Source organism: Fibrobacter sp. UWB13 (genome assembly GCF_900177805.1).
Classification (GTDB): domain Bacteria; phylum Fibrobacterota; class Fibrobacteria; order Fibrobacterales; family Fibrobacteraceae; genus Fibrobacter.
This window is the reverse complement of the sequence record NZ_FXAX01000008.1, coordinates 1-6,421: the sequence shown is the minus strand read 5'-3', so window position 1 is coordinate 6,421 and position 6,421 is coordinate 1. Positions and strand designations below refer to the sequence as shown.

The 6,421-nt window shown below is 52.2% G+C and carries 2 protein-coding genes; both read left to right on the top strand.

What is annotated here, in order from left to right; translation table 11 throughout:
• A partial coding sequence (locus tag B9Y77_RS16115) for a hypothetical protein (protein WP_176221789.1) occupies positions 1 to 213 on the top strand: 213 nt, incomplete at its 5' end.
• 305 nt (positions 214 to 518) lie between these two features.
• The coding region (locus tag B9Y77_RS15695) for a glycoside hydrolase family 9 protein (protein ID WP_085492339.1) at positions 519 to 6,421 on the top strand (5,903 nt) is incomplete at its 3' end.

Genomic DNA, 6,421 nt, shown 5'->3' with positions numbered 1-6,421 from the left:
AAGGATAACGAAGCCCCGGTCGCCAAGAAGGGCAACAAGATCGGAACAGGCGCCTACATCGCGAAGTTCGACTTTACGGCAGAATCCTTCTGTGCTTCGAAGTTCGACGAGACGACCAACGACTACAAGGCATCCTGTGCTGAAGTGGGCGCCAGAGTCGAAAAGGCAACTGACAGCAAAACCAAGACTCTTGGCTTCAAGAGAAGAAAGTAATTGCAGCAAGGTCGCCTGGATTTAGCAGTCCAGGTGACTTTTTATCAAATACATTACGTAAACTTTTGTATACAAATTTATGGAAATGGAATTTTTTTGTTTCCTTTTATCCCACTTTTTCATTTTCTTTATTCATATGATACGCTTTAACAAACAGAAAAGCAAAGTAGAGAATATTTTGAGAACAAAAAAGGAATATATCACAAAACTTTTTTACATAAATAATCTATTTTAGCATTTGAGAGAATATAATTAGAGGGCAAGACTTGTTTTGCCCGCTTTTTACATATGTAAAAGGAGACACTGTGAGTATTAAGAAGTATCTGATTGCATTGTGTACCGCCACCTCTGTTATGGCGGCACAACAGGAACAACCGACTCCTTATGACTTGATTCGCCCCACATTCCCACTCACATGGGATAGTACTGTATTCAAGTATTTTGACACCTCGGTTACCAAGAAAAAGAACATGCTGCCCAAGAATCTGACTCCGGCAGCATACGCCCCCAACGCATTGATTCCCGATACGTTGAACCAGGCATATTTGGATGCAATCAACTACCGCATGTCTCCGATCCGCGTGAACCAGGCGGGTTATCTAGAAAAAGACTTAGAACGTCAATTCTATTACGTCGGTACAGCCACGACATTCGAAGTTGTCGATGTCAACGGCAAATCCCTTAGCCCTGCTGTGACTGGAACGCTCAAGTCCTCCGGTCAAACAACCACTTCTGACTGGACGATTATTGCAGGCACAAACGCCGCCACCAACGACCAAAAACGCTATCAAGTCGACATCAAGGGTCAAAGCGGCACCATAATGATCGGTAACATCCCTCAGGGCGTCCCGACTGAAACGCGCCTCCGTATCAAGGTAGGCAACGATATTTCGAGTACATTCATTATCTCCGATAAGGTTTACTCCATGGTGAAGGACGCCGCCCTCAAGTTCTACGGCATCAACCGTAGCGGAAATGGGCAGTCCTGGTTCCATCCCGCCAGCCACACATTGGATGGTGGTGGTCCTGTCGTTACAGAAGCTGATGACGTCCGCGGACCGTTCAACGCAGCTCTCGCAGGTACGCTTGAAGGCGGTTACTACGACTGCGGTGACCACCTGAAGGAATCGCAAACCCAGATGTACGCATTCATGGTTGCCGCCGTTTTGGCAGCCACGAACCCCGAAGCTGACGAAGACCATTACGCATTCAACCAGGGCGAAACAGTCAATACAGATGGTATGCCGGACATGCTCCGAGAAGCCAAACACGGTGCAGACTTCGTCCTCCGTGCTTACGTCCGTGCAAAGGGAGTCATCGATGACATGGCTCTTTCCGTCGGTAACTTTGGTTCTGACCACGCCTGGTGGGGCCGTCCCGAAAACCAAGACAAGCTCCCTGTAGACAATTCTGCATCAGCAACAGACCGTGGCGGTCCGGCATCCCGTACCGTACGTCTTGGCGAAATCGGTGCCAACATCGGTGGTGAAACGGCTGCAGGCATGGCCATTCTCGGCAAGATGTATGCCGAATACCCCGAATACAAGGATTTTGCCGATAGCTGCTTGAAAGTCGCAAGAGAAATGTACGACTTTGCAAAGTCCATGGCACAGGGCAAGACCTACTCCAACAACAAGAAGGCTGCCGGCTGGTCCAGCCCCGCTTACAACGGTAACAACGAATTCTACGACGACATGGCTCTTGCTTCTGTCGCCCTCCTCTATGCAACAGGCGAAAAGCAGTACGCCGACGACATGCTCCGCAACAAGAACATGGTCCAAGGACAGGAATATTCTGAAGGTCCGGGATTTTTCCAAGGCGGTTGGTTCGTCACGAACAACAAGGGTTTCTTCAAGGACGTCAAGAACACCAGCTGGGCAAACGCCTACTCCTATGCCCTTTACGCCCTGTATAAATTGATCCTCGCCGATAAGACTAAAGCAACGACCGAATACGGCTTGACCGAAGATGAATGGCTGAACGCTGTCGAAGACTGCATTATCGACATGATCAGTAACTTGAACGACATGAGCGGAAACGGAAGCGGCTCCATCGAGCTCCCGGCAACCGGCAACTGGAAATCCCGCACATTCCAGTTCGACCCGATTTGGTACACGATGCACACGGACCAGACCTGGATTTACAACCGCTACCAGACCGGCAACATCTTTGAAGTTCTTGCTTACGCAGACGTCGCCAAGGACATTGAAAAGAAAGGCATTACCCTCCCGCACATTTCGAATCCAAACTGGCACACCGATGAAATGTACCAACTCGCCATCAACCAGCTCAACTACATGCTTGGCGTGAACCCGTGGGATGTTTCTTTTATCCTCGGTATTGGCGATAAGAACGACGCCCACCCGCACCACCGTGCAGCAAACCCCGAAGGCAAGAACATGCCGGGCGCAAGCTACAAGTACAATCCGCCGACAGGCGCCCTCTTCGGTGGCGTGACACCAGGCATGACAAACTCCTGGGTTCCTGACAACAAGAGCTGGGAAGACTACCACCTTTCTGAAACCTGTATCGATGCTGCTGCAACTTTGGTCAGTGCAGGCATGCTTGCCGCCAATAAAGTCGACAAGACTCTCGCTCCGGATATCAGCGTGGAAATCCGCCACGTGAGCATGGACTCCGCCATCGTGACCGTCAAGCTCACCCAGCGCGGCACCGCAACAATCTCTTACGGCACAACTGAAGGTCAGTACAATTTGAACGCAGCAAGTGCAGGCGCAGGCGTCCAGCACGACATCGTTCTCCACGACCTCAAGCCGGGTACCGCTTACTACTTCTACGTCACAGGCGCTAATGCCTACAAGCCTGAAAACACGAAGACCAAGTTCCTCGTCGATAGCACACAGACTCCGTTCACTTTCACAACGCTCAGCACGGTCGAAAACGCAAACATCGCAAACGTCACCGTCTGTAACGTTACCGCCGACAGCGCCGAAATCATGTGGTACACCCCGAACGGCGAATACGAATCCAAGGTCTACTGGGATACAAAGCCGCACTCTACGGCAGCTGAATTCGCCAACAATACAGGCATCGGCAACGCAGACGTTTCTGGCATTCCGACGCAGTTCCACTACGTAAAGATCGGTGGACTCAAGGAAAAGACGACTTACTACTTCATGGTAGAAAGTAATGGCGCACAGTCTACCGTAGACGACAATGGCAACTTGCTCAAGTTCACGACGCCTGTCACCTGGTACGACTTTAGCGTGAGAACATACCAGTACGAATGGGATGGCAAGCCAGCCATCAACATGAACATTTTCAATAACGAAGCAAGACCGTTCGACAGCCTCACGGTTCGTATGTACATGCGCGGTGACGACGACCTTTACGATGACGTCGCCATCCGTACTGATATTTGCCAAGCCTATGACGAAGCAGGCTTCAACAAGGCTTGCGATGCGGCAACACTCGCCAACCTGAACGAAGGTTTCCGCCATGCCCGTCCGGTCAAGATCGAAGATACCTACGACGAAAAGACAAAGACCTGGCAGTGGTACTTCCCGATCCCGCTCGGCTCTACAGTCATCAAGTCTTCTAGCCGTTTCCGCGTTGACGTTCTCTTTGTGGCACGTATCCGCGCTGTTGGTCAGGACGATCCGCTCGACATCCCGCCGCAGAACAAGAGACTCTACTGCCATTCCGACGTCGACAACAAATGGCACTGGGTCACAGACCTCACCAGCCAGCAAGCCATCGACGCCAATCCGGGCGACTGGAGCTGGATGCCGCACTCCCGCACGAACAACGAAGAAAAAGACTACCCCGGCATGCCTTGCGAAGAAAAGGATGCGGGTGATATTGACCTTGATCTCGCCATCGAAAACCCGTATGTGTCCGTCTACCGCAAGGACGAATTCATCTGGGGTTACAGCCCATCCAAGAAGGAAATGGAAAACAAGAGAGCGAACTACAAGATGGATATCACGCTCGATCCTCCGTTCAACGTTTCCAACGGCTCCCATATCGATATCGACCAGGCAAGCAGCACCATTCATGTTACCGGCAAGGCTCACGTGAGCGAAGGTGGCTACATTACCAAGATTTGGGCAAATGGTGTTAAGGTCAGCGGCATGGCGTTCAACGACGGCGTCAGCCTCGACAAGTGGCTTTTGGACGAATCCGGAACGAAGATTATTGCCAAATACGACATTCCTACAGACATGTGGGATCTCGACATTCCGGTCAAGATGGGCATTGGCTCCAAGAAGGTGGACATTACCATTTTCGCAGGTCCGAACCCCACATGCGAAACCTGTTCTGAAAACGGCGGCTGCGCCTTCGAGAACAGAACCTATTACGTGAACTTCTCCAAGGGCGACGCTACAGCTTCGACTCTTGTCATCAAGGATGCCTCTGGCAACCCGATTGTAAGCCCGGCAAATACCGAAGGCACCACCTTCTATATCGACCTGACGGACAAGGACAAGATCAAGAGCAACGCAAAGACCGTCGATGTCGAAATCATCAACAACAAGAAGAACGACAAGCTCGTTGTAACCTTGAAAGCAGACGAAGCGAACCCCGGTCACTTTATCGGAGGCCCGATTACCGCCGTCAACCATTCCAAGGAAACGAGGAACCAGACTTCCGAAATTTCGTTCTTCGCAGGCGATACGATCCAGGTTGTCTACACCGACCCGGATGACGAAGAAGACATCTCCAAACAGACATTCTTCGCCGAATCCAAGGTGCCGACTCCGCAAACCATTCTCGCCATCGACACCGACTGCGACAACAAGGCAGACCAACTGAAGATTATCTTCACGAACAAGCTTGCCGAAGGCTACACGCTCGACAGCATCAAGTACTTTATCGAAGGCATGGCTGACACAGTCAAGCTTCCGCTTACAGCTTCCAAGTACGTGGACATGAACGAAGTGTTCATCCCGATCGATACAAGCCTCGTCCCGACAAACGCAAGCCCGTCCGGAAAAGCAACGACATACGTCACAGACCGTGGCACGGCAACCCCCGAAACGGTCAAGATTACAGACGGCATCCTCCCCACGCTCACAAGCGTCTCGATCCTCGAAAAGGCTGATGACGACAAGAGCGGATACGACACAGTCCTGGTCGCCTTCTCGGAAGAAGTCATCCTTTCTTCCCTGAACGAATGGCCGCTCGTCATCTCGGGTGCCGCAGGAACGCCGACACTCGTCAGCCCCGCAACAACCACAAACAACGGCAAGAGCTGGCAGCTAATCATCAGTGGGAATACAAACAATACTCTCGTACCCATCGGTGCACAGGCTGCAGCAAGAAACAGTGACGACTTTAACATTACCGACCAGAGCTTCAACCAGATTGACCCGTTTGGCTGCAAGCCGACCGTACCTGTAACGCTCATTTCCCGCCCGGTACCTATCTACCATGCCGAAATGATCGACAAGGAAGGCGACGGCATTCCGGACGTGGTCTACATGATGTTCGAAAGAAAGCTCAAGACGAAGGACATGTTCGACAGCGTCGTGACGATCTGGGGTGACCCGGGCATCACGCGCACGTTCAAGACGACAGCCGACACCACGGGTGGAGTCATCAAGCCGAAGGAAACCTACTGGACCATCCGCGACTCCGTATCTGCACCGTTCGTTGTTCAGATTGACTCTGTCACGACGAAGGATTCCGTCAACACCTACAGCATCGTCGAAATTACCATCCCGGCGGACAACGCCTACCCCTATGGCTCTACCAGCGGCGAAAAGGACGGCAACGGAACGGTCTCCCCGCTCAAGGGTGCTGCAAACGGCTTCTTCGAAACGACCTACACGCTGTATGACAAGTGCGCCCCGGTCATTTCCACGGCACGCCTGATCAAGGGCATGCTTACCGTCAACATGTCCGAACCCTTGACTATTCTGGACCACAACGGCAAGTATATCCAGCGCGAACGCGACGAATACATCCCGCCTGACGAACCGCAGGGCTCCAGCAAGACCCCGTACTTCATCTACAATGAGAAGGACAACGTCGTCCATGCCGGTGACCGCATTCGCCTCGTCCCGCAGGAACTCGGCGCCGCCTACGTCGACAAGAACAACAATGCCCCGACGAAGTTCAACCCCTACGTCCGCATCACAGGCGATGATAACATCCGCTTCAACGTGACGCTCTCCAAGCCGGTCTCGACACCCTCGCAGAACGCCTACATCGGAAGGCCGGAAGCGACCGCAAACGACGCATT